The sequence below is a fragment of the Nonomuraea sp. LPB2021202275-12-8 genome, from assembly GCF_037044575.1.
Lineage (GTDB): Bacteria > Actinomycetota > Actinomycetes > Streptosporangiales > Streptosporangiaceae > Nonomuraea.
The window spans coordinates 59491-83273 of sequence record NZ_JBAHWD010000024.1 but is presented as its reverse complement, the minus strand read 5'-3'; the positions used below and the strand labels follow the sequence as shown (position 1 = coordinate 83273).

Below are 23783 nucleotides of genomic sequence, written 5' to 3'. Positions count from 1 at the left end.
GGCTATTCTCACATTTCGGCAGGCCGCTGGATGGGCTGGTGCTCGGTCTTGAAGATCAGCGTGGTCTGCAGGTGCACGATCTCCGGCCGGATCAGAAACCTCTCCAGGCACAGCCGGTGCAGGTGGTCGGCGTCGGCCACGGCCACGTGCACCAGGAAGTCCTCGGTGCCGGCGACGTGGAACAGCGTGATCGTCTCCGACAGCCCCAGCACGAACACCCGCAGCGGGTCCACGAGCTGGCTGGTGTGCGGCCGAACGCGCAGCGCCAGCAGCGCCTGGAGCGGGCGGCCGAGCCTTGCGGTGTCGACCGAGGCGCGGAACCCGGTGATGATCCCGCGGCGGCGCAGCGCACGCACCCGTTCGAGCGAGGTGGAGGGGGCGACGCCGAGGCGCTCGGCGAGATCCTTGTTGGGCAGCCGCGCGTCCTTCTGGAGCTCGGCCAGGATCGCGAGGTCGATCGAATCCAGTTCGGCGTTATGCACCTATGTCACCCTCCGATTCGGCGAGACTAGCCGCAGGCCGATGAAATCACCACCATCTCGAATATGTGGAACATCGAGGAGTTCACCGAGGCGGCCGGGATCACGGTCACCGAGCTGGCGGCGTACGTGGTCGAGAGCCAGCGGGGCGAGACCGCCGCGCTCAGGCGCACGTCGCCGCGCGAGCTGGCCGAGCGGCTGGGGCTCACGGATCTGATCGCGAAGGGCGGCATGACGCCCGACACCTACCGCGACTTCCTCCGGACCTTCCTGAGCGAGGGCACCAGGCTGCACCACCCGGGGTTCCTCGCCCACCAGACGGCCTCTCCCGACTTCCCGGCCGCGCTCGCCGACTTCGTGCACGGCGCCACGAACAATCCGATGGCGATCTACGAGATGGGCGCGGCGGCGGCCACGGTCGAGTTCGAGGTGCTCAGGTGGATGCTGGCCAAGGTGGGCTTCCCCGCGGGCGGCGGGGTGCTGACGCACGGCGGGTCGCTCGCCAACCTGACGGCGCTGCTGGCGGCCAGGGCGCGGGCCGTGCCGGACGCCTGGGAGGACGGCGTCCCGGACGATCTGATGGTCCTGGCCCCGCCCTCGGCCCACTACTCGATCTCGCGGGCGGTCTCGATCCTGGGCCTGGGCCGGCGCTCGCTGGTGCCGCTGGAGACCGATTCCCTGGGGAGGATCGACCCCGCCCGCCTGCCCGACATTTCGGGGAAAAGGGTGATGGCACTGGTCGCAGCGGCCTGCGCCACCGGCACCGGCCTCCACGACGACCTGCGCGCCGTCGGCGAGTGGTGCGCCGAGCGCGGCGTCTGGTTCCACGTGGACGCCGCGCACGGCGCCTCCGCGCTTCTGTCGGACCGGCACGCCCACCTGCTCGACGGCATCGCGCTGGCGGACTCGGTCATCTGGGACGCGCACAAGATGCTGCGCACCTCCTCCCTGGCGGCGGCCGTCCTGGTGCGCCGCGAAGGCGACCTGGACGCCGCCTTCAAGCAGGAGGCGAGCTATCTCTTCTACGGAGATCAGGGCTTCGACCTGATCGGCCGCGCGGTCGAGTGCACCAAGGCGGAGCTCGGCCTGAAGATCTTCCTGAACCTCGCCTGGCGGGGCGAGCGCGGCCTGGGCGCCTACGTGGACCGGCAGTACGCCGCCGCGCACCGTTTCTGGGAGCTGGCCCGGGACCGCCCCGGATTCACCCTGCCCTACGAGCCGGAGAGCAACATCGTGTGCTTCCGCTACGGCAGCGGCGACCAGGCGGAGATCCGCGAGCGCCTGATGCGGGACGGCGCCTTCTACCTCACCTCGACCGAGCTGGGCGGCGTCCGTCACCTGCGGGTCACGGTCATGGCCCCGGCCACGGACGACGCCACGCTGCGAGCCCTCCTGGACGAGATCGAGGCGCTCTAAACTGTGCGAACGTCAGATCTTCAGATGGTTGAAGGCTTCGAATCCACAAGACGGCTCCGCAGTCGGTCAGTCAGAAATCCCTGGAAATGCGGGCACGTCATGATGTCGTCGTGCGGGCATTCCAAGCCGCCCTCGAGCATGTCGAGTGCGGCCTGCGCCTGGGCGATCCGTGCCAGCAACCTCTCGCGGTGGCGGGCCATCACCTCATGGCGGGCCGGTGCGGACCGGGCGGCCAGCATCGTCCGGATGTCCGCGAGTCCGAAGCCCGCCTCCTTCGAGATCAGGATCGCCGCCACCCGGTACAGATCCGCGTCGGTGAAGCGGCGGCGGTCGCCCGCGCGGGCCAGCGTCAGCAGTCCTTCCGCCTCCCAGTGTCGCAACACGTGTGTCGGCAACCCGAACTGAGCCGCCACCTCGCCGATTGACTTCATTCGGTCACCGGCTACCGCGCCGACAAGGTCCTGCACACCCTCGCCGAGCCCGAGCGCGCCGTCGTCGAGGCCCGCCGGGTCCTCGCCAGGAACGGCCGCGCGGTGCTCGTCGGCCACGACTGGGACACGTTCGTGATCGACTCCGACGATCCCGAACTCACCCGCACGCTCGTCCACGCTCGCGCAGACGGCATGCCGAACCCTCGGGTCGCCCGCCGGTACCGGAACCTCCTGCTGGACAACGGGTTCGTCAACGTCACCGTCGAGGTCCACACGATCGTGTGGACAGACGCCGCGTGCCTGCCGATGCTCGCCACCGTCGGAGAAGGCACCTGGCTCGACGACCAAGCCGCCAGGGCACGCAACGACCGGCTGTTCGTCGCCGTCCCGGTCTTTCTCGCTTCCGGGACTCGCGCCCAGTGAGTACCGGCTCGGCTTCAGGCGATGCCCTGCCGTTGTAGTCGTTACCGGGGCCGGTGTGGTCGCCGTGCTTGGCGTGGATGCTCACGCAGATGTTCTTGCCGTAGACCTTGACCGGCCCGGCGTAGTACTTGAACGCCGGTGAGACGGCCAGGTGCAGCCCCATGGCGACGACCCCGGCCAGGGAAACGGTCAGTGTCTTCTTCAGCATGGTTAAAACCCCGAAAGAGACTGATTTCCGTAAAGTCCCCAACCGCTCTCCCCTGCGCGCCTAACCACCAGCACGCGGGTCGTTACCGTTTCGTGATCCACAGAGCGGCGGGAGCCCTGGCGGGCACCGCCGGCGAGCGCGGCGCGACGGCGGGTACCCGCAGGTAGGCGGAGCCGAGCGGCGGGCGGCCGTCGGGCTCGCCCGCGTTCGGCCAGAACGACATGGCCCGCTCGGCCAGGGCGGTGATGGTCAGCGACGGGTTGACGCCCAGGTTGGCCGAGACGGCCGAGCCGTCGATCACGTGCAGGCCGTCATGCCCGAAGACGCGGTGGTAGGGGTCGATCACGCCGTCGGAGCCGGAGGCGCCGATCGCGCAGCCGCCGAGGAAGTGCGCCGTCGCGGGGATGTCGAACAGATCCAGCCACGATCCGCCGGCCTCGCCGCCGATCTCCTCGGCCGCGAGCCGCACCGCCTCGTGGCCGACCGGGATCCAGGTGGGGTTCGGCTCGCCGTGGCCGCGCGAGGCGCGCAGTCCCCAGCGGGTGCCGCGGACCGTGATCGAGTTGTCCTTGGCCTGCATCACCAGCGCGATCAGGGTCCGCTCTGACCATTGCCGCAGGTCGAGGAGCCGCAGCGCGCGCAGTGGCCGCCTGGCCGCCTCCCGGCCGAACGCGCGCCAGCGGGACTGGCCCCCGTCGACCAGCAGCGTGCGCAGCAGGCCCATGGCGTTGGAGCCGTCGCCGTAACGGACCGGCTCGATGTGGGTCTGGCCGTCCGGATGGATGGAGGAGGTGATGGCCACCCCGCCGTTGAGCTTCTCGCCGTCCGTCGACAGCCGTTCGAAGCCGAGCAGCGCCTCGGAGTTGGTCCTGGTCAGCGCACCGAGCCGGGCGGAGATCCGGGGCAGCGTGCCGTCCGCGCGCAGCCGGTGCAGCAGCCGCTGGGTGCCGTACGTGCCCGCGGCGAAGACGACCTGCCCGGCGGTGAACACCCGCCGCTGCCGCACCGAGCCGGTCCTGCGGGCGAGCACCTCGTAGCCGCCTGAGGGCAGGGGGCGGACGGAGGTGACCGTGCACTCGGCGAAGACCCGGACGCCCGCCTTCTCGGCCAGGTGGAGGTAGTTCGTGGTGAGCATGTTCTTGGCGCCGTGGCGGCAGCCCGTCATGCACTCGCCGCACTCGACGCAGCCACGGCGCGCGGGCCCGGCGCCGCCGAAGTAGGGGTCGACGCCGTCCTCGCCGAAGTAGACGCCGACGGGCGCCAGCCGGAAGGTGTCCGCCACGCCCATCCGCTCGGCGACCTTGCGCATGATCTCGTCGGCGCGGGTGAACGTCGGGTTGACGACCACGCCGAGCATCCTCTTGGCCTGGTCGTAATGGGGCGCCAGCTCGGCCTTCCAGTCGGTGATGGCCGCCCACTGCGGGTCCTGGAAGAAGGGGTCGAGCGGCTCGTACAGGGTGTTGGCGTACACCAGCGAACCACCGCCGACCCCGGCGCCCGCCAGCACCATCACGCCGCTGCCCCGCTCACCGCGCAGCAGGTGGATGCGCTGGATGCCCTTCATCCCGAGCCAGGGCGCCCACAGGAAGTCGCGTACCCGCCAGGAGGTGGCCGGGAGCGTGGACTCGTCGAAGCGCCGCCCCGCCTCCAGGACGGCGACCCGGTAGCCCTTCTCCGCGAGCCTGAGCGCCGAGACGCTGCCTCCGAACCCGGAGCCGATGACGACGACGTCGAAGCCGCTCACTTGAGCCGGAGCCTCCGCATGGTCTTGAGGGTGTTGGCCAGCACGTCGGCCCAGGTGTCGTAGGTGAGGTCGAACGGCGGCTCGAAGCCCAGCCAGGTCGCCTGTGAGGCGACGGTCTGCGACTCGGTGTAGCGCAGCAGCCCTTCGGCACCGTGCCTGCGCCCCAGGCCGGACGCCTTCATCCCGCCCATGGGGGCGTCGTAGGAGGCGTACGCGGAGCCGTACCCCTCGTTGATGTTGACGGTGCCGGCCCTGATGCGGGCGGCGAGCGCGCGGCCGCGCGCGAGGTCGGAGGTCCAGACGGAGGCGTTGAGCCCGTAGACGGTGTCGTTGGCCAGCTCGACGGCCTCGTCGTCGGAGGCGAACGGATAGAGGGCGACCACCGGGCCGAACGTCTCGTTGCGACACAGCTCCATGTCGTCGGTGACGCCGGTGAGCACGGTCGGCTCGTAGAACAGCGGGCCGAGGTCGGGCCTGGCCTTGCCGCCGGTCAGCACGGTGGCGCCGCGGGCGACGGCGTCGTCGACGTGCGCGCTGACGGCGTCGAGCTGGCGCTGGAAGGTGAGCGAGCCCATCTGGACCGACCAGTCGCGCCCCGCGCCCAGCTTGAGGTTGCGCACCTGCTTGACCAGCCGCCCGGCGAAGGCGTCGAAGGTGGACTCGTGCACGTACAACCGCTCGATCGACAGGCAGAGCTGGCCCGCGTTGGTGAAGCAGGCGCGGATCGCCCCCTGGACCGCGTGGTCGAGGTCGGCGTCGTCGAGCACCACCATCGGGTTCTTGCCGCCGAGCTCCAGCGAGCAGCCGATGAGCCGCTTGGCCGCCTCCTCGGCGATCTTCCTGCCGCTGCGGGTGGAGCCCGTGAAGGCCACGTAGTCGGCGTCGTCGAGCAGCGCCTCGCCGACGGCATCCGGCTCGCCCGGCACGAGCTGCCAGATGTCGCGCGGCATGCCCAGCTCGACCAGCAGGTCGACGGCCCACTGGGTGGTCCGGGCCGTCTGGATGTCGGGCTTGTGGACGATCGCGTTGCCTGCCAGCAGCGCCGGCACGGCGTCGGTGACGCCGAGCGACAGCGGGTAGTTCCACGGGGAGATCAGCGCGACCACGCCCTTGGGCCTGCGCAGCTCGCTCACCCGGGTGGCCACGGGGAAGATGCCCCGGCGCCGGTGCGGGGCGAGCAGGCCGGCGGCGCGGCGGGCGTAGTAGAGGGCGCAGCCGGCGACGTCCAACACCTCCTCGAAGGCGTGCCTGCGCGCTTTGCCGGTCTCGTCCTGCAGCAGGTCCAGGATCTCGTCCCGGCGGTCCAGGATGGCGTCGTGCAGCAGCAGGAACGGCCGTGCCCGCGCCGCGACCGGCAGCGCGCCCCACCCGGCCTGCGCCGCCCTGGCCCTCCGGTAAGCCTCGCGTACGTCGTCCGCGCCGGAAAGGCGCAGCTCGGCGAGGGGTTCACCGGTGAACGGGGCGGTGATCTCCCTGGTGCTGCCGCTGGTCGTCACGTGCATGGCAGAAGGATATTCCGGAACGCTACCCGCCGGTAGGTTTTTCCCGTGGGCGGCATGGGGCCAGTATTTACCCATGCCCAACATCACGCCGCTCAGATCGGGAGACCCGCGCACGCTCGGCGGTCTGGAGCTGGTCGGCCGGTTAGGCGAAGGCGGCCAGGGCGTCGTCTACCTGGCCGCAGACGCATCGGGCGGGCGGGTCGCCGTCAAGTGGCTGCGCCCCGACCTGTCGGGCGACGAGGTGAGCATCGGGCGGTTCCTGCGCGAAGTGGAGGTGGCCCAGCAGGTCGCGCCGTTCTGCACGGCGGCCGTCCTCGGCACGGGCGTCGAGCTCGACCGGCCCTTCATCGTCAGCGAGTTCATCGAGGGCCCCTCCCTGCAGCAGGTCGTCCAGCAGGAGGGGCCGCGCACCGGCTCGGCCCTGCACCGCCTGGCCATCGGCACCGCCACCGCGCTGGCCGCGATCCACCAGGCCGGAATCGTGCACCGCGACTTCAAGCCGGCCAACGTGATCGTGGGCGCCGACGGCCCCCGGGTGATCGACTTCGGCATCGCCCGCGCGCTCAACGCCACCTCCACGATCAGCAGCATGCCGGTCGGCACACCCTCCTACATGCCGCCCGAGCAGGTCCTGGGGCATCAGGTCGGCCCCGCGGCCGACCTGTTCTCGTGGGCCGGCACGATGGTCTACGCCGCCTCCGGCAAGCCGCCGTTCGGCAGCGACACCATGCCCGCGGTGATCCACCGGGTGCTCAACCAGCCGCCCGACGTGAGCGGGCTCGACGGCCCGTTACGCGAGGTGGTGCTGGCGTGCCTGAGCAAGGATCCGGCGCAGCGGCCCACCGCCGAGCAGGTCATCATGCGGCTGCTGCAGCGGCCGGTGCCCCCGTCGGGCATCCTCGCGCAGGGTTCCGCGGCCGCGGTTCCGGCCGAGTCCTGGCCCGCCCCCGCGCCCTACCCCACCCATCCGCCGACCGCCCCCAGCAGGCGCACCCAGGCGCCGAGGGCCAGGACGTTGCTCGTCATGGGAGTGACCGTGGCCTGCGCGCTGCTGCTGCTCGGCGGAGTGATAACGATCATCCGGATGGACAAGGCCACGGGCGCCGCGCCGCCGACCGGCACACCCAGGACCACCACCAGGACCACCACCTCGGCGCCCGCCCGCGCCGTGCCCGCCAGGGGCACCGCGCGGCAGGTCCCCGGCGGCGAGATCACGATCTACGAGCACCCGTCCGACCCGATCACGCTGACGTCCTACGAGGTCTACAGCGAGAGCGGCAAGGAGTGGACCGACTACGCCAGGCAGTCGCTGCGCGGCACGTTCGTCAAGTACGCGCGCAACAAGGAGTCGCTGGTCTCGCCCGACGGCCGCTACCTGGCGACCCGCGGCAAGCAGTACTCCTCCGACGACTTCGACTTCATCGACATCCACGACCGCAAGGCGGGCGGGAAGGTGACGGTCAAGACCGTCCGCGCGCCGCTGGAGAGCACCATCCGGTCGTGGTCCAAGGACGGTTCCAAGATCCTGCTCAACATCGAGGAGGAGAAGGGCGAGGAGTGGTACTACGTCGGCTTCGCCGTCGTGGACGTGTCCACACGCGACCCCGAACTCGTCCTGGTCCGCGACAAGCAGGTGCAGGAGACCGCCTTCGGCTGGGACGGCGCCGAGAACGGCGTGGTCAACGCCTACGGCGGCAAGAACAAGGGCCTTCGCTTCTACGACCCGGCCGGCAAGGCGACCCGCAACGCCACCGGCATCGGCACCCTCGCGTCGGGCACCCTGGACATGTTCTCCCCCTCCGGCGATTCCTTCTTTACCGACTGCCCCGACGGGGGCGACGGCGACCACTGCGTCTGGAACGCCGCGACCGGCAAGCGCCTGCGCACGTTCACCTCCGAATGCGACAAGGTGCTCGGCTGGTATGACGAGACCCACCTCTACTGCTGGGAGCAGGACAACGAGACCAGGGACTCGGTCCAGGTGGTCGACTTCGAGGGCAAGCTCGTCCGCAAGCTGCTCGACATCGACGAGGATCTCGACTTCAGCCCGATCTACACCCGCAATCCCGGCGACGGCTCCTGAACCGGCGGCCGCCCGAATCCGTCAATGAGGGCATGAAGACGCTGAAGCGCCCGGCCCTGGCCGCCGCCGCCCTCGCGACGGTCCTGACCGCCTGCTCCTCTCCGGCTTCTCCCGGCGGGGAGAGCGCCACGCCGCCGCGGCAGAGCCTCGGAGCCGTCCGCCTGGTCGCCTACAGCGGCTGCGACGACATGCTCGCCGGCCTGCGCGAGAAGGCGGCCGAGAATGTCGGCCCATGGGGCTTCGGCGGCCCCAAGGTGATGTACATGGAGGACACGGCGGCGGCCAGGCAGGGGAAGGTGGCCCAGACCCCCGACCACTCCACGACCAACACGCACGAAGCCGGAGTGGACGAGCCGGACCTGGTCAAGACGGACGGCGACCGCGTCTACACCGTCAGCGGCGGCATCCTGCGGATCATCGACGCCGCCAGCAGGAAGGTCACCGCCTCGCTCCACCTCCCGGAGGACAAGGCGCGCGGCTACGCGCCCGCCGACCTGCTCGTCTCCGGCGACCGCGCGCTGGTCATGTTCCAGGGCGGCGGCAGCATGGACGGACCCACCGTCCGGAGCTTCGCCCCCATGGGCGAGACCAGATACGTCATCGTGGACCTCGCCGGCGAGCCCAAGGTGCTCGGCACGATCAAGCCCGAGGGCGGCCACGTCGACGCCCGGATGGTCGGCTCCACCGTCAGGTTCGTCACCCGCAGCCAGCCGGACATCACCTTCCCGCAGCCCAGGGACCAGACCTCCGAGGCCGAGCGCACGCGGGTCAACCAGCAGGTCGTACGGCGCGCGCCGCTGGAGGCGTGGCTGCCGGACATCGAGATCACCGACGCCTCGGGCTCCGTCAGGAAGGAGTCGGTCCCGTGCGAGCGGGTCAGCCACCCGGCCGGCTACACCGGCACCTCGCTGCTGACCCTGCACACCCTCGACCTGTCGCAGGGCCTCACGGCGGCGGGCACCGGCCCGATCAGCCTGGTCGCCGACGGCGACATCGTCTACGGCACCGGTCAGAGCCTCTACGTGGCGAGCAACCCGCGCTGGTGGTTCCCGATCCAGCCCGCCGTCGCCGAAGAGCCCGTCCCCAGCGTCAAGGACACGGCCGTGCCCCCCGCCACCGAGCCGGTGCCGACGGAGCCCACCCCCACGCCCACGATCACCGCAGAGCCGGCGCCGCCTCCCGAGGAGACGGAGGTGCACCGCTTCGACGTGAGCAAGCCGGGCGCGCCCGCCTACGTGGCCTCGGGCAAGGTGCCGGGGCGACTGCTGAACCAGTACTCGCTGTCGGAGCACGACGGCAACCTGCGGGTCGCCACCACGCTCACCTCCGCCGACGGCAGGACCAGCTCCAGCGGCGTGCACGTGCTCGCCGCGGACACGCTGGCCGAGGTCGGCAAGGTGGGCGGCCTGGGCGAGGGCGAGCGCATCTACTCGGTCCGGTTCATCGGCCCGGTCGGCTACGTCGTCACCTTCCGCCAGGTCGATCCCCTCTACACGCTGGACCTGCGCGACCCGGCCACGCCCAAGGTGACCGGCGAGCTGAAGATCACCGGCTACTCCGCGTACCTGCATCCCGGCGGCGAGGGACGGCTGATCGGCATCGGCCAGGAGGCCAGCGACAAGGGCCGGACGCTCGGCACGCAGGTCTCGCTGTTCGACGTCAGCGATCCCGCCGCGCCGCGCAGGCTGTCACAGCTGTTCCAGAAGGAGTCGGGCTCCGAGGCCGAGTGGGACCCGCACGCCTTCCTCTACTGGCCCAAGACCGGCACCGCGGTCATCCCGCTCAACTCCTATGCCGAGGGCAAGCAGGAGAGCGGCGCGGTGGTGCTGAAGGTCACCGACTCGGCGGTGAGCCGGCTCGGCATGATCACGCACCCGGCGCAGCAGAACGGCGCCTACCAGCCCGGCATCCAGCGCTCGATGATCATCGGTGACTCCATCTGGACGTTCTCCTACGAGGGCGTGCAGGTCAACGACGCCGCCACGCTGGCCAAGCAGGCGTGGATCCCGCTGGGGTCATGACCGCTCAGGGGCGGCCACCGGCACGATCTCGGGAGCGCCGAGCCTGATGGCGTCGGCCGCGTGGTCGGTGTCCTGCTCCTGCGACAGGCGCTCGGACTCGACCCGCTTGGTGAAGTACTCGACCTCGCGTTTGACCTGCTCGCCGTCCCAGCCGAGGGGATCGGCGAGCAGCTCGGCGGCCTCCTGCGCCACGGCCAGGCCGCGGTGGAAGGTCTCGATGGAGATGTGGGTACGGCGCGTCAGCACGTCGTTGAGGTGCCTGGCGCCCTCGTGGGTGGCGGCGTAGACGACCTCGGCACGCAGATAGTCGTCGGCGCCGTGCAGCGGCCGGCCCAGCGACGGGTCGCGCTGGATCAGTTCGAGCACCTCGTCGATCAGCGAGCCGTAGCGCTGCAGGAGGTGCTCGATCCTGGCCACGTGCAGGCCGGAGGTGTGGGCGAGCCGGTGCCTGGCGTTCCACAGCGCCTGGTAGCCCTCGGCGCCGGCCAGCGGGATCCGGTCGGTGCAGGAGCGCGGTACCCGCTGGTCCAGCCCGTGGGCCACGGCGTCCACGGCGTCCTTCGCCATGACGCGATACGTCGTGTACTTCCCACCGGCGATCATCACGAGCCCGGGCACCGGGTGCGCCACCACGTGCTCGCGCGACAGCTTCGACGTCTCGTCCGACTCCCCCGACAGCAGCGGCCGCAGTCCTGCGTAGACGCCTTCGACGTCGTCCCTGGTCAGCGGTACCGACAGCACCTCGTTGACATGGTCGAGCAGGTAGTCGATGTCCGCTCTGGAGGCTGCCGGATGCGCCTTGTCCAGCGTCCATTCGGTGTCGGTGGTGCCGATGATCCAGTGCCTGCCCCACGGGATCACGAAAAGCACGGATTTTTCGGTACGAAGGATGATTCCCGTGACGGAGTGGATGCGGTCGCGAGGCACCACCAGGTGGATCCCCTTGGACGCCCGGACGTGGATCTGCCCGCGCCCGCCCACCAGTTCCTGGATGTCGTCGGTCCACACGCCGGTCGCGTTGACCACCTGCTGCGCCCGCACCTCCAGCTCGTCGCCGGACTCCAGGTCGCGCACCCGCACTCCGGTGACCCGCTCCCCCTCGCGCAGGAAGCCCACCACCTGGGCGCGGGGGGCCACGTGCGCGCCGTAGGTGGCGGCCGTGCGCAGCATGGTCATCACGTAGCGGGCGTCGTCGACCTGCGCGTCCCAGTACTGCACGGCGCCGGTGAAGGAGGTGCGCTTCAAGGCGGGCGCCAGCCGCAGGGCGCGGCTCCTCGACAGGTGGCGGTGTCCCGGGACGCCTCTGGTCACCCCGGAGGCGAAACCCAGCGTGTCGTACAGGGCCACTCCCGCCCCCACGTACGGCCGCTCCCAGCCGAAGTGGGTCATCGGGAACAGGAACGGCACCGGCCGCACCAGGTGCGGCGCGATCCGCTGCAGCAGCAGGGCCCGCTCCTGCAGGGCCTCCCTGACAAGTTCGAAGTTGAGCTGTTCGAGATAGCGCAGCCCGCCGTGGATCAGTTTGGACGAGCGCGACGAGGTGCCCGAGGCGAAGTCCCTCGCCTCCACGAGGCCCACGTCCAGCCCGCGCGTAGCCGCGTCGAGCGCGATCCCCGCACCGACCACTCCCCCGCCGACCACGACCACGTCCAGCTCGCGCGCGGCCATGGTGTCCAGTGCCGCACTCCGCTCGACGGGCCCCAGCCGGGCCACGCCCCTTCCCGCCGCCATGAGTCTCCCCTGAGATACGGGCTCTGTCCCCTTGCGTCCCATACTTACCCGTTCACCGAGCCGGATGTAACGCCCACGGCTCTGTGCGGCCTCCGATCAGGCGCGGATCACCTTCACTCCGGCCTCCGTGAGCTGGGCCGCAGCCGAATCCGAAAGCTGCACATCTGTGACAAGGGTGTCGATCTGCTCGATGGGGCAGATACGGGAAAATGCCCTCTTACCTATTTTTGACGAGTCTGCCACCACCACGACCTGCGCGGCCCGGGTGATGAGCAGATGGTTCACGCTCGCCTCGCCCTCGTGGTGCGCCGAGGCGCCGAGCTCCACGTCCAGCCCGTCCACACCGAGGAACGCCACGTCGAGCGTCACCTGCTCCAGCACGCCCGAGGCGAGCGGGCCGATGAGCTCGTAGGACTGCTGCCTGGCCACCCCTCCGGTGACCACGATCTTGACGTGCTGCCGGACCGTCAGCTCCGCGGCGATGTTGAGCGCGTTGGTGACGACCGTGAAGCCCGACTCCAGCGTGGCGTGGGTGGCCAGCGCGCGGGCCAGCTCGGAGGTCGTGGTGCCGCCGTTCAGGCCGACCACGCCGCCGGGGCGGACCAGCTCGGCGGCGGCCGAGGCGATGCGGTGCTTCTCGTCGGCGTGCCTGGCCGTCTTGTAGCGCAGCGGCAGGTCGTAGCTGACGCTCTGGGCGACCGCGCCGCCGCGGGTGCGCATGAGCATCTGCTGCTGGGCGAGCTGGTCGAAGTCGCGGCGGATGGTCGCGGTGGAGACGTCGAGCGCCCGGGCCGCCTCCTCGACGGAGAGCCGGCCTTCCTGCGCGAGCAGCTCAAGGATCGCGTTCCAGCGGTCGTAACGGGACAAGATCGCCTCCCTTCGCCTGATCCGTCAGGGAGCAAGCGTGGCATACGGGCGAGGTCGGGGCCAGCACTGCCCATTGCTGCTCTATCCTGGTATAAAAAGTGCAGAAACAATCAACTTGTGGAGGTAAGCGGTGACCACCCACACCGAGGCGGAGATCGCCTCCCAGCCCGCGTGCTGGCGTCGCGCCGTCGAGAGCGTCCCCGCCGGCGCGCTGCCCGCCGCCGGGGAGCGGGTCGCCGTCGTCGGCTGCGGCACCTCGTGGTTCATCGCGATGGCCTACGCCACGCTGCGGGAGCGTGCCGGACAGGGCGAGACCGACGCGTTCGCCGCCTCCGAGGCCCCCGACGGCCGCCGCTACGACCGCGTGCTCGCGCTGACCCGCTCCGGCACCACCACCGAGGTGCTGGACCTGCTCCGCAGGACCTCCTCCAAGACCACGGCCATCACCGCCGACCCCGAGACGCCGATCATGCAGGCGGCCGACGAGGTCATCGTGCTCGACTACGCCGACGAGCGATCCGTCGTGCAGACCCGCTTCGCCACCACCCAGCTCGCGATGCTCCGGGCCAGCCTCGGCGAGGACCTCGGCCAGGCCATCGCCGACGCCGAGCGGGCCGTCTCGGCGCCGCTGCCCGACGAGCTGGTGGGCGCCGAGCAGTTCAGCTTCCTCGGCTCCGGCTGGTCGGTGGGCCTGGCGCAGGAGGCCGCGCTGAAGATGCGCGAGGCGTCGCGCTCGTGGACCGAGGCCTACCCGGCGATGGAATACCGGCACGGCCCGATCAGCATCGCCGGGCCCGGCCGCGTCACCTGGATGCTCGGCACCGCCCCCGAGGGCCTGCGCGAGCAGGTCGAGGCGACCGGCGGCACGTTCTTCGCCACCGACCTGGACCCGATGGCCGAGCTGATCCGCGCCCAGCGAGTGGCGGTGGCCAGGGCCTTCGCCCGCGGTCTCAACCCCGACGAGCCCATGCACCTCACGCGATCTGTGATCCTTTCTTCATGAGCCTCACTCTCGCCGACGCCCGCATCGTGACCCCCGAGGGAGTGCACGAGGGGTGGCTGACCATCGAAGACGGCCGCATCACCCACGTCGGCCACGGATCCGCCCCGCGCCCTGGTCACAGCATCGGCGGGCGGCACGTCGTGCCCGGCTTCGTCGACATCCACAACCATGGCGGGGCGGGCGGCTCCTTCCCCGCCGGCGAGCAGGACAAGGCCCGTGACGCGATCGCGCTGCACGAGCGCCACGGCACCACGACCATGGTGGCCAGCCTGGTCACCGACTCGCTCGACCGGCTGTCCAGGGCCGCCTCGTCGCTCGCCGAGCTCTGCGACGACGGCCTCCTGGCCGGCATCCACTTCGAGGGGCCCTACATCGCCAGGGCCCGTTGCGGTGCGCACGATCCCGCGCTGCTGCGCGAGCCGTCCCCGCAGGAGGTCGGCGAGCTGTTCAAGGCGGGGCGCGGGCACGTCCGCATGCTGACGATCGCGGGCGAGCTGCCGGGCGCCCTCGACACCATCCGGATGGCCGCCGCCGAAGGCGTGATCGCCGCCCTCGGCCACAGCGACGCCGACTACGACCAGACCCTCACCGGCATCGAGGCGGGCGCCACCGTCGCCACCCACCTCTACAACGCGATGCCGCAGCTCGGCCACCGCGCCCCCGGACCGATCGCCGCACTGCTGCAGGACGAGCGCGTCACGGTCGAGCTGATCAACGACGGCGTGCACGTACATCCGGCCATGCTGCGCCTGGCCTGCGAGGTGGCGGGCCCCGGCAGGACGGCGCTGATCACCGACTCGATCTCGGCCACCGGCCTGAGCGACGGCGAGTATCTCCTCGGCCCGATGCGGGTCGGCGTCGTCGACGGGGTCGCCAGGCTGGTGGAGGGCGGCTCGATCGCGGGCTCCACGCTCACCATGGACGTCGCCTTCCGCCGGGCCGTCCGGGAGCTGGGCCTGTCGCTGCCCGACGCGGCACAGGTGGCCTGCCTGACTCCGGCCCGTGTCCTGGGGCTGGCCAGCAGCGTCGGCTCGATCGCCGTCGGCAAGTCTGCCGACCTGGTGGTGCTCTCCGACGAGCTGGAAGTGGCCGGAGTGATGAAGCGCGGCGCGTGGATCTCGGAGCCCCGATGATCCTCACCGTGACGCTCAACGCCGCCCTCGACGTCACCTACGAGGTGCCGGGGGTCGTCTGGGACGGCGTCAACCGGGTCGGCGCCGTGCACCGGCGAGCGGGCGGCAAGGGCGTCAACGTGGCCCGCGTCCTGGCGGCGCTTGGCCAGGAGGTGCTGGTCACCGGCCTCGCGGGCGGGCCGACCGGCCGGGCCGTCGAGGCCGATCTGCGAGCCGCCGGGCTGCCCGGCGCCCTGGTGCCCATCGCCGCCGACTCCCGCACCACGCTCGTGGTCTCCGAGACGCCGGGCGGGGGCGCCACGCTGTTCAACGAGCCGGGCCCCGAGGTGACCAGGGACGAGCTCCGAAATTTCGTGAAAACGTACGAGTCCTTGCTGGAGGACGCCCAGGCGGTCGTCCTGTCGGGCAGCCTGCCACGCGGCGTTCCCGACGGCACCTACGCGAGCCTGGCCGCCCTGGCCGCGGCGGCGGGCGTCCCGGCCATCGTGGACGCCGACGGCGAGCCGCTGCGCCACGCCCCCCGCGGCCGGCCCGCGATCGTCAAGCCCAACGCCGAAGAGCTGGCCCGGGCCGTGCCGCACGGCACCCCGGAGGAGGGCGCCGAGGCGCTGCGCGGCCAGGGCGCCGAGGCCGTGGTCGTCTCCATGGGCCCGGCGGGACTGCTGGCGGTCACGCCCGAGGGCACGCTGCGCGCCCGCATGCCGTACGAGGTCGAAGGCAACCCGACCGGGGCCGGCGACTCCCTGGTGGCGGGCCTGGCGCTGGGCCTGGTGGAGCACTGCTCGTGGCCGGACCGGCTGCGGAGAGCGGCGGCGCTCGGCGCCGCGGCGGTCGCCGCGCCGGTCGCCGGTGACTTCGACCGCGCCGTCTATGCCGACATCCTTCCCCTGATCGAGATCGCATAAGGAGCCGTCATGCCTCTCGCCGGAATCGGCGACATCGTCCGCGAGTCACCCGCCGGGGTGGGCGCGTTCAATGTGATCCAGCTCGAACACGCCACCGCCATCGTCGCGGGCGCGGAGGCCCTGAGCCTGCCGGTGGTGCTCCAGATCAGCGAGAACTGCGTGCGCTACCACGGCGAGCTGGAGCCGATCGCGCTGGCCTCGCTGGCGGTCGCCAGGCGGGCCGCGGTCCCCGTCGCCGTGCACCTCGACCACGCCACCGACCGCGCGCTCGTCGAGGAGGCCGTGGAGCTGGGGCTGGGCTCGGTGATGTTCGACGCGTCCGCGCTGCCCGACGAGGAGAACGTCACCGCCACCGCGAGCGTGGCCGCATGGTGCCACGAGCGCGGCGTGTGGGTCGAGGCGGAGCTGGGCGAGGTCGGCGGCAAGGACGGCGTGCACGCCCCCGGCGCACGCACCAAGCCGGACGAGGCCGCCGACTACGTGGCCAGGACCGGCGTCGACGCGCTGGCGGTCGCCGTGGGCTCCTCGCACGCGATGACCACCAAGGACGCCGTGCTCGACCTGGCGCTGATCGCCGAGCTACGGGCCACCCTGACGGTCCCGCTGGTCCTGCACGGCTCCTCGGGCGTGCCGGACGAGATCCTCCGGGAGGCCGTACGCGAAGGCATGAAGAAGGTGAACATCGCCACGCACCTGAACAAGGCGTTCACCGGTGCGATCCGCGACTATCTCGGGCACGACCAGAAGGTGGTGGACCCCCGCAAGTACGTCAACGCGGGCAGGGACGCGGTGACCCGCGAGGTGATCCACCTGCTCGGCGTCCTCACGGGCTGAGCTCCTTGCGCATGAGCACGGCCGAGCGCCCCTCGATGCCGGCGCGCCCGGTCCCGACATAGCCGAGCGACTCGTACAGGGCGATGTTGCCGGTCATCTTGACGTTGGTGTAGACCGTAGTCGGCCTCCATCGGCATCGGCCGCATGCCGACGATCGGCACCCACGGGGAGTAGGCGTCGTGCACGAGCTGCTCGACGGCGGCCCTGTCAGCCGCTCCGGCCAGCCTCATGCGCGTCACCCTACTGCGCGTCCAAGGCCGCGAGGACCCGCTCGACCTGCCTGCGGAAGGTGCCCGGCGGGTTGCGCGGCCCCTCGCCCGACAGCAGGAACAGCCAGGTCAGGGCGTGCAGCCTGCTGCAGTCGCGGAGCCGGGCGTGCTCGGCCTCCGACAGCTCGAAGTAGCGCAGGACGTCGATCTCGCCGTCCACCCACATCGACACGTGCTGTGACAGGTCCGCCAGCTCGAAGGCCCGGTCACTGCGGCCGGAGTCCTCGAAGTCCACCATCCGCACCCGCTCGCCGTCCCACATGAAGTTCGCCAGGTTGCCGTCGCCGGCGCCGAACACCGGCCGGACCCCGCTCTCGTCCGGCCGCCACAGCTCCAGCCAGCGGCAGCCCTCCCTGATGGCACGGTCGGTCAGCGGATCCCGGCCCGGCCACCGCTCGCACCACTCGCGCACCTGCTCGGCCAGCGCCTGGCGATGCCAGTTGCGCAGCGGCACCCCGGCCAGGACCTCCCGCGGCACCGCGGCATGCAGCGCGGCGACGGCGGCGGCCATCTGGCGGGCGTGCGCCGCCGGCTCGGGCAGCGCGCGCAGCGGCTGCCCCTCGATCCGCGACATGATCACGCTGCCCTTGAAGGAGATCGGCCGCGGCGCGAGCCCCGGAGCGTAGCGGGCGAGCAGCGTCAGCGCCCGCCACTCCCGCTCGGCGGCACCCGGCCTGTCTGGTCTGTAATGCTTGGTGACGACATCACCCCGCACGTCAACCGTGTGCGTCCCCTGAAGATCGGCCACCTCCGCATGCTAGGGGAGCATGCGGTCCACCGCGCTCTCGACGAGGCCGTGAACCTCCTCCTCGCTGAAGATGTCGGGCAGGGTGAGCCGCTCCACGATCAGCCAGTTGAGCGCCAGATAGAGCAGCAGCACGGTCGTGGAGTCACCGGGCAGGCCGGACTCCTGGTGATGGGCGACGTTGGCGTCGATGTCCGCGCGGATCCGCTTGGTGAGCACGGCTCGCAGCTCCGGCCGCCGGGTCGCCTCCAGCCGCAGCTCCAACAGGGCGAGGTAGCCGGAGCGGAAGGCGGAGATCCGGTCGACGAGCTTCCCTGGCCAGCACCTCGATGGCGGCGTCCACGAGCGCCGCTCGCCTGGCCACGTTCTGTCGCACCAATTGACCAGGCCGCCCTCGACGCGGGGGTCACCAGCCCGTACGCCCACATGCGCCAGTACGTGATCTCCAGCACGATCCCGGAGATCACCGATCCTGCGGTGGAGCTGGTCTCCGGCGACCCGCTCGGCCTGGCCCGGCGCCTGAAGCAGGAGGACGGCATGGACATCTGGCTCTGCGGGGGCGGCAAGCTGGCCGGCTCGCTCCTGTCCGAGATCGACGAGCTGGTCATCAAGTGCTACCCGGTGGTGGCGGGCACCGGCGTGCCCGTCTTCGACGGTGAGTTCAGCCCCACGTCCTTCGCGCTCACCGGCACCCGCACCTTCAGCAACGGAGCGGTCGTCCTGACCTACGGCCGTGGGTGATCACCAGGGCAGCGGCCTGCCGTCACGGAAGAAGCCCCCCGTGGGCCCGCCGTCCGGCAGGTCGACCGCCCACAGCACGCTCCCGGCCCCTTCGGCGACCGGCCGCCCACCTGGCCCGCCCATGTCGGTGGCCACCCACCCCGGGCAGACCGCGTTGACCAGGATGCGATCGCGGCGCAGCTCGGCGGCGAGCATCCTGGTCAACGCGTTCAGCGCCGTCTTGGAGACCGTGTAGGCCGGGGTCCCGCCGCCCATGCCCGTCAGGGACCCGATCTCGCTTGAGACGTTCGCCACCCGGCCATGGCGACTCGCCCGCAGGAGGGGCAGCATAGCCAGCGTCACCCGCCAGGCGCCCAGGAGGTTGGTATCCAGCGCCTCCCGGACGACGTCCAGATCGGCGCCGTCGGCCCGCTGCCAGGTGTCGTAGTGAATGGCGGCATTGTTGACCAGCACGTCGAGCCGTCCCAGCCGGTCGCCCACCTCCCGGGCGAGCGCGTCCACCGACGCCTGGTCGCCGACGTCCAGCCGCATCGGCACGGCCCCGGGCAGCCCCGCCGCCGCCTTCTCCGCCTTGCCCAGGTCCCTGGCGGCCAGCACGACCGTGTCCCCGGAACGGGAGAGCTGCCGGGCGATCTCGAGCCCGATCCCCCGGTTGGCCCCCGTCACCAGGCACACTCGGCTCACGGCATGTCCCCTTCCATCCAGAAGGCCAACTCTACGTGGGCCCATGCACACGGATCGCACGGGCCCACGCCGTACGTCAGCCGTACTCGGGTGACATGGCGCTCGCCATCCGCAGGTGCGGCTCGGCCTCCTCGCGCAGTCCCTGCCGCTGCAGGGTGCGGCCGAGCAGGTGGCGGGCATAGGCGTCGTCGGGCACGGCCGCGACCAGCCGCTCCAGCACCGTCCTGGCCCGGCCGAGCTGCGCGGAGGCGAAGTAGGCGCGGCCCGCGACCGTGAGCACGCCGCGGTCCTCGCCGTGCTCGTCGAGCAGCGGCTTCAGCAGGACGAGCGCTCCCAGCGGATCCCGCAGGTCCAGGAGTGACTCGGCCATCCGCAGGCGCTCCACCTCCTCAGGCAACCGTCTGGGCTCCTCGCCGCCTTCCAGCACGAACGCCCGGATCACCGCCGGCGACTGGGCTCCGGCCAGCGCCCGGCCGCCCACGACGATCGTGGGCGAGGTCTCGACCCCGATGGCCTTTCCCCTGAGCAGCAGCTCTCGCACGAGCTCGTCGCCCGCGCCACCGTCCAGCAGCTCCGCCCCCTCGGCGAAGCCCGCCTCGGCGGCGATCCGGTGCAGGGTCTCCCTGCCGCTGATGTCCAGGCCGTCGATGAAATGCGCCTTCAAGACCCGCTCGGCCACCGCGTCCTGGAGCCCGCTGCCCCCGGCGTCCAGGGCCAGGGCGATCAGCCGGTGCGCGTCATGGCTGCTGGCCCGCCAGGCGGCCCCCCACCGCCAGCCGAACCCCTCCTCGGCGGCGATCAGGGACATCCGCACGCGGTTCTCGCCAGGGGTCAGCTCATCCGGCGTGCACTGCCGCAGCGCGTCCTCGACCATCGGGTCGGCCACCGCCTCCTCGAACGGCACCGCCCGCTCGGGCGCCATCGGGTCGATCCGGAACGGCCTCCAGACCACCTCGACGTCCAGCCCCTCGACAGCCTTCTCCACCCGCCGCTTGCCGATATACGCCCACCCGCAGACCACGTCGGCCCAGATTTCCATCCGCATATCGGCACACTATGCGACAATTGTCGTTTAAGCAACATATGTCGTATAGTGGCGGTCATGAACCCCGATGATCCGCGCGCCCAGCGCACCCGGGCCCGGCTCCGAGCCGCCGTCCTCGACCTGGCGACGGAGCGGGACCTCGGCACGATCACCGTCTCCGAGGTCGCCAAACGCGCCGCGGTCAACCGGGCCACGGTCTACCTTCACTACCCCGACGTCGACGCCCTGGCCGCCGACGCCATGGAGGACGCGGTCACCGAGGTGGCCCGCGCCGCCGCACTCTGCCCGCTGGACGCCGCCCGCGACCGCGTCCCGGAGCCGCTGGCCAGGCTGTTCGCCCACGTCGAGGCCAACGCCAAGCTGTACGAGTGCATGCTCGGCACCCAGGGCAGCCCGCGCTTCTCCGCCCGCCTGCGCGAACGCCTGACCGGTGAGCTGGAAACCCGCTTCGCCCACGGCTCGCGCCCCGGCGGCTTCGACGACGTCCCCGCCGGCGTCCACGCGGCCTACCTGTCGGGCGCCCTCATCGGCGTGATCGCCCACTGGGTCACCACCGCCGGGCCCACCCCGCCCACCGAGGCGGCTCTCGCCTTCTGGCGGCTGTTCCGGCCGTAACCGGAGACGGGGCGCGGAGCCGTACAGACAGAAGAGGGCGCGCCACGTCGGTGGCGCGCCCTCGCAGAAGGAGAAGTCAGCGCTGGATCGGCGCGACGACGACCTCGACGCGCTGGAACTCCTTGATGTCGGAGTAACCCGTGGACGCCATCGTCCGCTTCAGCGCGCCCATGAGGTTCATCGAGCCGTCGGCGATGCTGGACGGCCCGTGCAGGATCTGCTCCAGCGTGCCCACCGTGCCGAACTCCACCCGGCGCCCGCGCGGCAGGTCGGGGTGGTGCGCCTCGGAGCCCCAGTGGAAGCCGTGGCCGGGCGCCTCGGCGGCCCTGGCCAGCGGCGAGCCGACCATGACGGCGTCCGCGCCGCAGGCGATGGCCTTGGCGATGTCGCCGGAGGTGCCCATGCCGCCGTCGGCGATCACGTGCACGTAGCGGCCGCCGGACTCGTCCATGTAGTCGCGGCGGGCGGCGGCGACGTCGGAGATCGCGGTGGCCATGGGCACGGCGACGCCCAGCACGTTGCGGGTGGTGTGGGAGGCCCCGCCGCCGAAGCCGACCAGCACGCCTGCCGCGCCGGTGCGCATCAGGTGGAGCGCGGCGGTGTGGGTGGCGCAACCGCCCACGATCACGGGCACGTCGAGCTCGTAGATGAACTGCTTGAGGTTGAGCGGCTCGGCCCGCCCGGAGACGTGCTCGGCCGAGACGGTGGTGCCGCGGATGACGAAGATGTCCACGCCCGCGTCGATGACCGCCTTGTGGTACTGGACGGTGCGCTGCGGCGACAGCCGGACCGCTGTGGTCACGCCCGAGGCGCGGATCTCCTCGATGCGGCGCCCGATCAGCTCTTCCTTGATCGGCGCGGCGTAGATCTCCTGGAGCCTCCTGGTCGCGGCCTCGGTGTCGAGCGAGGCGCACTCCTCCAGCAGCGGGGACGGGTCCTCGTAGCGGGTCCAGAGTCCTTCGAGGTCGAGCGGCGCCAGACCGCCGAGCCGCCCGATCTCGATCGCGGTGGCCGGCGAGACGACGCTGTCCATGGGCGCGACGATCACGGGCAGCTCGAACCGGTAGGCGTCGATCTGCCAGGCGATCGAGACCTCTTCCGGGTCGCGGGTGCGCCGTGAGGGCACGAGCCCGATCTCGTCGAGCGAGTAGGCGCGGCGGCCAGACTTGCCCCGGCCGATCTCCACCTGCTGAGTCATGGATTACCTTCTGTGATAGTTCGGAGCTTCCACGGTCATCTGGATGTCGTGGGGGTGGCTCTCCTTGAGGCCCGCTGCCGTGATCGGCATGAGCTCGCAGTCGGTGTGCATCTGGGTGATGGTGCGGCAACCTGCGTACCACATGCCCTGGCGCAGGCCGCCGACGAGCTGGTGGGCGACGGCCGAGACCGGGCCTCGGTAGGGGACCTGGCCCTCGATGCCCTCGGGGATGTACTTGTCCTCGCCGCCGACGTCGGCCTGGGCGTAGCGGTCCTTGCTGAAGGAGGTGCCGCCGCGCTCGCGGTTGCGCACCGCGCCGAGCGAGCCCATGCCCCGGTAGGACTTGAACTGCTTGCCGTTGATGAAGATCAGCTCGCCGGGCGACTCCTCGCAGCCGGCCAGCAGCGAGCCGAGCATGACCGTGTCCGCGCCCGCGGCGATGGCCTTGACGATGTCGCCGGAATACTGCAGGCCGCCGTCGCCGATCACCGGCACACCGGCGGGCGCGCACGCGAGCGAGGCTTCGTAGATGGCCGTGACCTGCGGCGCGCCCACCCCTGCCACCACGCGGGTGGTGCAGATGGAGCCGGGCCCGACGCCGACCTTGACCGCGTCGACTCCCGCTTCGACGAGCATCTGCGCGCCGGCCCTGGTGGCGATGTTGCCGCCGATGACGTCGACCTTGCTGTTGGCCTTGACCTTGCCGATCATGTCCGCGAGCCCTCTGGAGTGGCCGTGTGCGACGTCGACGACGACGACGTCCACGCCGGCCTCGATGAGCGCCTTGGCGCGCACCTCGGCATCGCCTCCTACGCCGACCGCCGCGCCGACCACCAGACGGCCGTCGGCGTCCTTGGTGGCCAGCGGATATTGCTCGCTCTTGGTGAAGTCTTTGACCGTGATCAGGCCGCGCAGCCTCCCGTCGGGGTCGACCAGGGGCAGCTTCTCGATCTTGTTCTGCCTGAGGAGGGAGTAGGCGTCGTCACGCGAGACCCCCACCGGGGCGGTGACGAGCGGCATCTTCGTCATGACCTCGCGCACGGGCCGCGCCTGGTCGGTCTCGAAGCGCATGTCGCGGTTGGTCACGATGCCGACGAGGATGCCGGAGGGGTCGGTGACGGGCACCCCGGAGATCCGGTAGGTGGCGCACAGCCGCTCGACGTCGGCCAGCGTGTCGTCGGGGCTGCAGGTCACCGGATTGGTCACCATGCCCGCCTCGGACCGCTTGACCAGGTCGACCTGCTGGGCCTGCTCCTCCACCGACAGGTTGCGGTGCAGGATGCCGATGCCGCCCTGCCTGGCCATGGAGACCGCCATGCGGGCCTCGGTCACGGTGTCCATGGCCGCGGAGACCAGCGGGATGGACAGCGTGATCCCGCGTGACAGGCGGGTCCTGGTGTCGGCGTCGCCTGGCTGGAGGTCCGAATAGCCCGGCACCAGCAGCACGTCGTCGAAGGTCAAACCTGTCTCGGTGAACTTGGACATGCTGCGGCCCCTCCTGCCGATGCGCTGAATGAACCAAGTCTAGGGCCTACGTGCAAAACAGCAGGATGCCGGGAGGACGATGACCCCCACGGACCGTCGTACTCCCGGCATCCCGGCCGGTGTCGCGAAAGCGCCGAGAGGCGGGACGGTCGGTGTCGCCGTCCCGCCCCCCGGCCACCGGCACCCGGGCTGGGCGCGCGTGTCGCGCCACCCGAACCCCC

22 protein-coding genes are annotated in these 23783 nt (G+C 71.3%); 10 read left to right on the top strand and 12 right to left on the bottom strand.

All coding sequences use genetic code 11. The annotated features are described in order from the left end of the window. Positions 1 to 8: 8 nt before the first annotated feature. Entirely contained in the window at positions 9 to 482 is a 474-nt protein-coding gene (locus V5E28_RS33660; RefSeq protein ID WP_336212996.1) for an Lrp/AsnC family transcriptional regulator, read from the bottom strand. A 63-nt stretch (positions 483 to 545) separates the two neighbouring features. On the opposite strand from V5E28_RS33660, the gene V5E28_RS33655 reads away from it, so the two are divergent. After that, a complete protein-coding gene (locus V5E28_RS33655; protein WP_336212995.1) occupies positions 546 to 1895 on the top strand; it encodes a pyridoxal phosphate-dependent decarboxylase family protein in 1350 nt (449 codons plus the stop codon). 20 nt (positions 1896 to 1915) lie between these two features. Here the strand turns inward: V5E28_RS33655 and V5E28_RS33650 are convergent, their stop codons facing one another. After that, positions 1916 to 2443 carry a MerR family transcriptional regulator gene (locus tag V5E28_RS33650; RefSeq protein WP_336212994.1) on the bottom strand — a complete coding sequence of 176 codons (528 nt, stop codon included), beginning with the start codon at positions 2441 to 2443 and terminating at the stop codon, positions 1916 to 1918. On the opposite strand from V5E28_RS33650, the gene V5E28_RS33645 reads away from it, so the two are divergent. Then, on the top strand, positions 2429 to 2749 hold the full coding sequence (locus V5E28_RS33645) for a hypothetical protein (RefSeq protein WP_336212993.1): 321 nt from the start codon (positions 2429 to 2431) through the stop codon (positions 2747 to 2749). The two genes, V5E28_RS33650 and V5E28_RS33645, sit on opposite strands and share 15 nt — an antisense overlap. A 290-nt stretch (positions 2750 to 3039) precedes the next feature. Here the strand turns inward: V5E28_RS33645 and V5E28_RS33640 are convergent, their stop codons facing one another. After that, on the bottom strand, positions 3040 to 4701 hold the full coding sequence (locus V5E28_RS33640; RefSeq protein ID WP_336212991.1) for a GMC family oxidoreductase: 1662 nt from the start codon (positions 4699 to 4701) through the stop codon (positions 3040 to 3042). Next, on the bottom strand, positions 4698 to 6203 hold the full coding sequence (locus tag V5E28_RS33635; protein WP_336212990.1) for a succinic semialdehyde dehydrogenase: 1506 nt from the start codon (positions 6201 to 6203) through the stop codon (positions 4698 to 4700). Before V5E28_RS33635 ends, V5E28_RS33640 begins: the two co-directional genes overlap by 4 nt. A gap of 73 nt (positions 6204 to 6276) precedes the next feature. Between V5E28_RS33635 and V5E28_RS33630 the strand changes: the two genes are divergently transcribed. Together V5E28_RS33630 and V5E28_RS33625 are read left to right on the top strand one after the other, a co-directional pair. Beyond that, positions 6277 to 8286: a serine/threonine protein kinase gene (locus tag V5E28_RS33630; protein WP_336212987.1), complete on the top strand. Its 2010-nt coding sequence runs from the start codon at positions 6277 to 6279 to the stop codon at positions 8284 to 8286. Between the two features lie 32 nt (positions 8287 to 8318). Further along, on the top strand, positions 8319 to 10307 hold the full coding sequence (locus tag V5E28_RS33625; protein ID WP_336212986.1) for a beta-propeller domain-containing protein: 1989 nt from the start codon (positions 8319 to 8321) through the stop codon (positions 10305 to 10307). Here V5E28_RS33625 and V5E28_RS33620 read toward each other — a convergent pair. Next, on the bottom strand, positions 10302 to 12038 hold the full coding sequence (locus V5E28_RS33620; protein WP_336212984.1) for a glycerol-3-phosphate dehydrogenase/oxidase: 1737 nt from the start codon (positions 12036 to 12038) through the stop codon (positions 10302 to 10304). The genes V5E28_RS33625 and V5E28_RS33620 overlap by 6 nt on opposite strands. 96 nt (positions 12039 to 12134) lie before the next feature. Then, on the bottom strand, positions 12135 to 12905 hold the full coding sequence (locus tag V5E28_RS33615) for a DeoR/GlpR family DNA-binding transcription regulator (protein ID WP_336212982.1): 771 nt from the start codon (positions 12903 to 12905) through the stop codon (positions 12135 to 12137). Positions 12906 to 13035: 130 nt separating this feature from the next. Here V5E28_RS33615 and V5E28_RS33610 point away from each other — a divergent pair, with 130 nt between their 5' ends. The 4 genes from V5E28_RS33610 to V5E28_RS33595 are packed head-to-tail and all read left to right on the top strand — an operon-like array spanning position 13036 to position 16780. Continuing rightward, a complete protein-coding gene (locus V5E28_RS33610) occupies positions 13036 to 13908 on the top strand; it encodes an SIS domain-containing protein (RefSeq protein WP_336212981.1) in 873 nt (290 codons plus the stop codon). Beyond that, positions 13905 to 15041, top strand: a complete 1137-nt coding sequence (nagA, locus tag V5E28_RS33605; RefSeq protein WP_336212979.1) for an N-acetylglucosamine-6-phosphate deacetylase — start codon at positions 13905 to 13907, stop codon at positions 15039 to 15041. The genes V5E28_RS33610 and nagA overlap by 4 nt, the downstream gene beginning before the upstream one ends. Next, positions 15038 to 15946, top strand: a complete 909-nt coding sequence (locus V5E28_RS33600; RefSeq protein WP_336212977.1) for a 1-phosphofructokinase family hexose kinase — start codon at positions 15038 to 15040, stop codon at positions 15944 to 15946. The genes nagA and V5E28_RS33600 overlap by 4 nt, the downstream gene beginning before the upstream one ends. Before the next feature lie 9 nt (positions 15947 to 15955). Then, positions 15956 to 16780: a class II fructose-bisphosphate aldolase gene (locus V5E28_RS33595; RefSeq protein ID WP_336212975.1), complete on the top strand. Its 825-nt coding sequence runs from the start codon at positions 15956 to 15958 to the stop codon at positions 16778 to 16780. A 240-nt stretch (positions 16781 to 17020) separates the two neighbouring features. Here the strand turns inward: V5E28_RS33595 and V5E28_RS33590 are convergent, their stop codons facing one another. After that, positions 17021 to 17797 (bottom strand): phosphotransferase family protein, encoded by a 777-nt coding sequence (locus V5E28_RS33590; protein WP_336212973.1) that lies wholly within the window; start codon positions 17795 to 17797, stop codon positions 17021 to 17023. A 9-nt stretch (positions 17798 to 17806) separates the two neighbouring features. Next, on the bottom strand, positions 17807 to 18220 hold the full coding sequence (locus tag V5E28_RS33585) for a hypothetical protein (protein ID WP_336212972.1): 414 nt from the start codon (positions 18218 to 18220) through the stop codon (positions 17807 to 17809). Between V5E28_RS33585 and V5E28_RS33580 the strand changes: the two genes are divergently transcribed. Continuing rightward, positions 18221 to 18535 carry a dihydrofolate reductase family protein gene (locus V5E28_RS33580; RefSeq protein ID WP_336212970.1) on the top strand — a complete coding sequence of 105 codons (315 nt, stop codon included), beginning with the start codon at positions 18221 to 18223 and terminating at the stop codon, positions 18533 to 18535. Here the strand turns inward: V5E28_RS33580 and V5E28_RS33575 are convergent, their stop codons facing one another. Continuing rightward, a complete protein-coding gene (locus V5E28_RS33575) occupies positions 18536 to 19219 on the bottom strand; it encodes an SDR family oxidoreductase (protein WP_336212969.1) in 684 nt (227 codons plus the stop codon). A gap of 76 nt (positions 19220 to 19295) precedes the next feature. Further along, positions 19296 to 20264, bottom strand: coding sequence for a DsbA family protein (locus V5E28_RS33570; RefSeq protein ID WP_336212967.1), 969 nt, complete (start codon positions 20262 to 20264; stop codon positions 19296 to 19298). 57 nt (positions 20265 to 20321) lie between these two features. Here V5E28_RS33570 and V5E28_RS33565 point away from each other — a divergent pair, with 57 nt between their 5' ends. Beyond that, entirely contained in the window at positions 20322 to 20879 is a 558-nt protein-coding gene (locus V5E28_RS33565) for a TetR/AcrR family transcriptional regulator (RefSeq protein WP_336212965.1), read from the top strand. 76 nt (positions 20880 to 20955) lie between these two features. Here the strand turns inward: V5E28_RS33565 and V5E28_RS33560 are convergent, their stop codons facing one another. Continuing rightward, positions 20956 to 22077 carry a GuaB3 family IMP dehydrogenase-related protein gene (locus tag V5E28_RS33560; protein WP_336212964.1) on the bottom strand — a complete coding sequence of 374 codons (1122 nt, stop codon included), beginning with the start codon at positions 22075 to 22077 and terminating at the stop codon, positions 20956 to 20958. Positions 22078 to 22080: 3 nt separating this feature from the next. Beyond that, on the bottom strand, positions 22081 to 23562 hold the full coding sequence (gene guaB / locus V5E28_RS33555) for an IMP dehydrogenase (RefSeq protein WP_336212962.1): 1482 nt from the start codon (positions 23560 to 23562) through the stop codon (positions 22081 to 22083). Between the last annotated feature and the right edge of the window lie 221 nt (positions 23563 to 23783).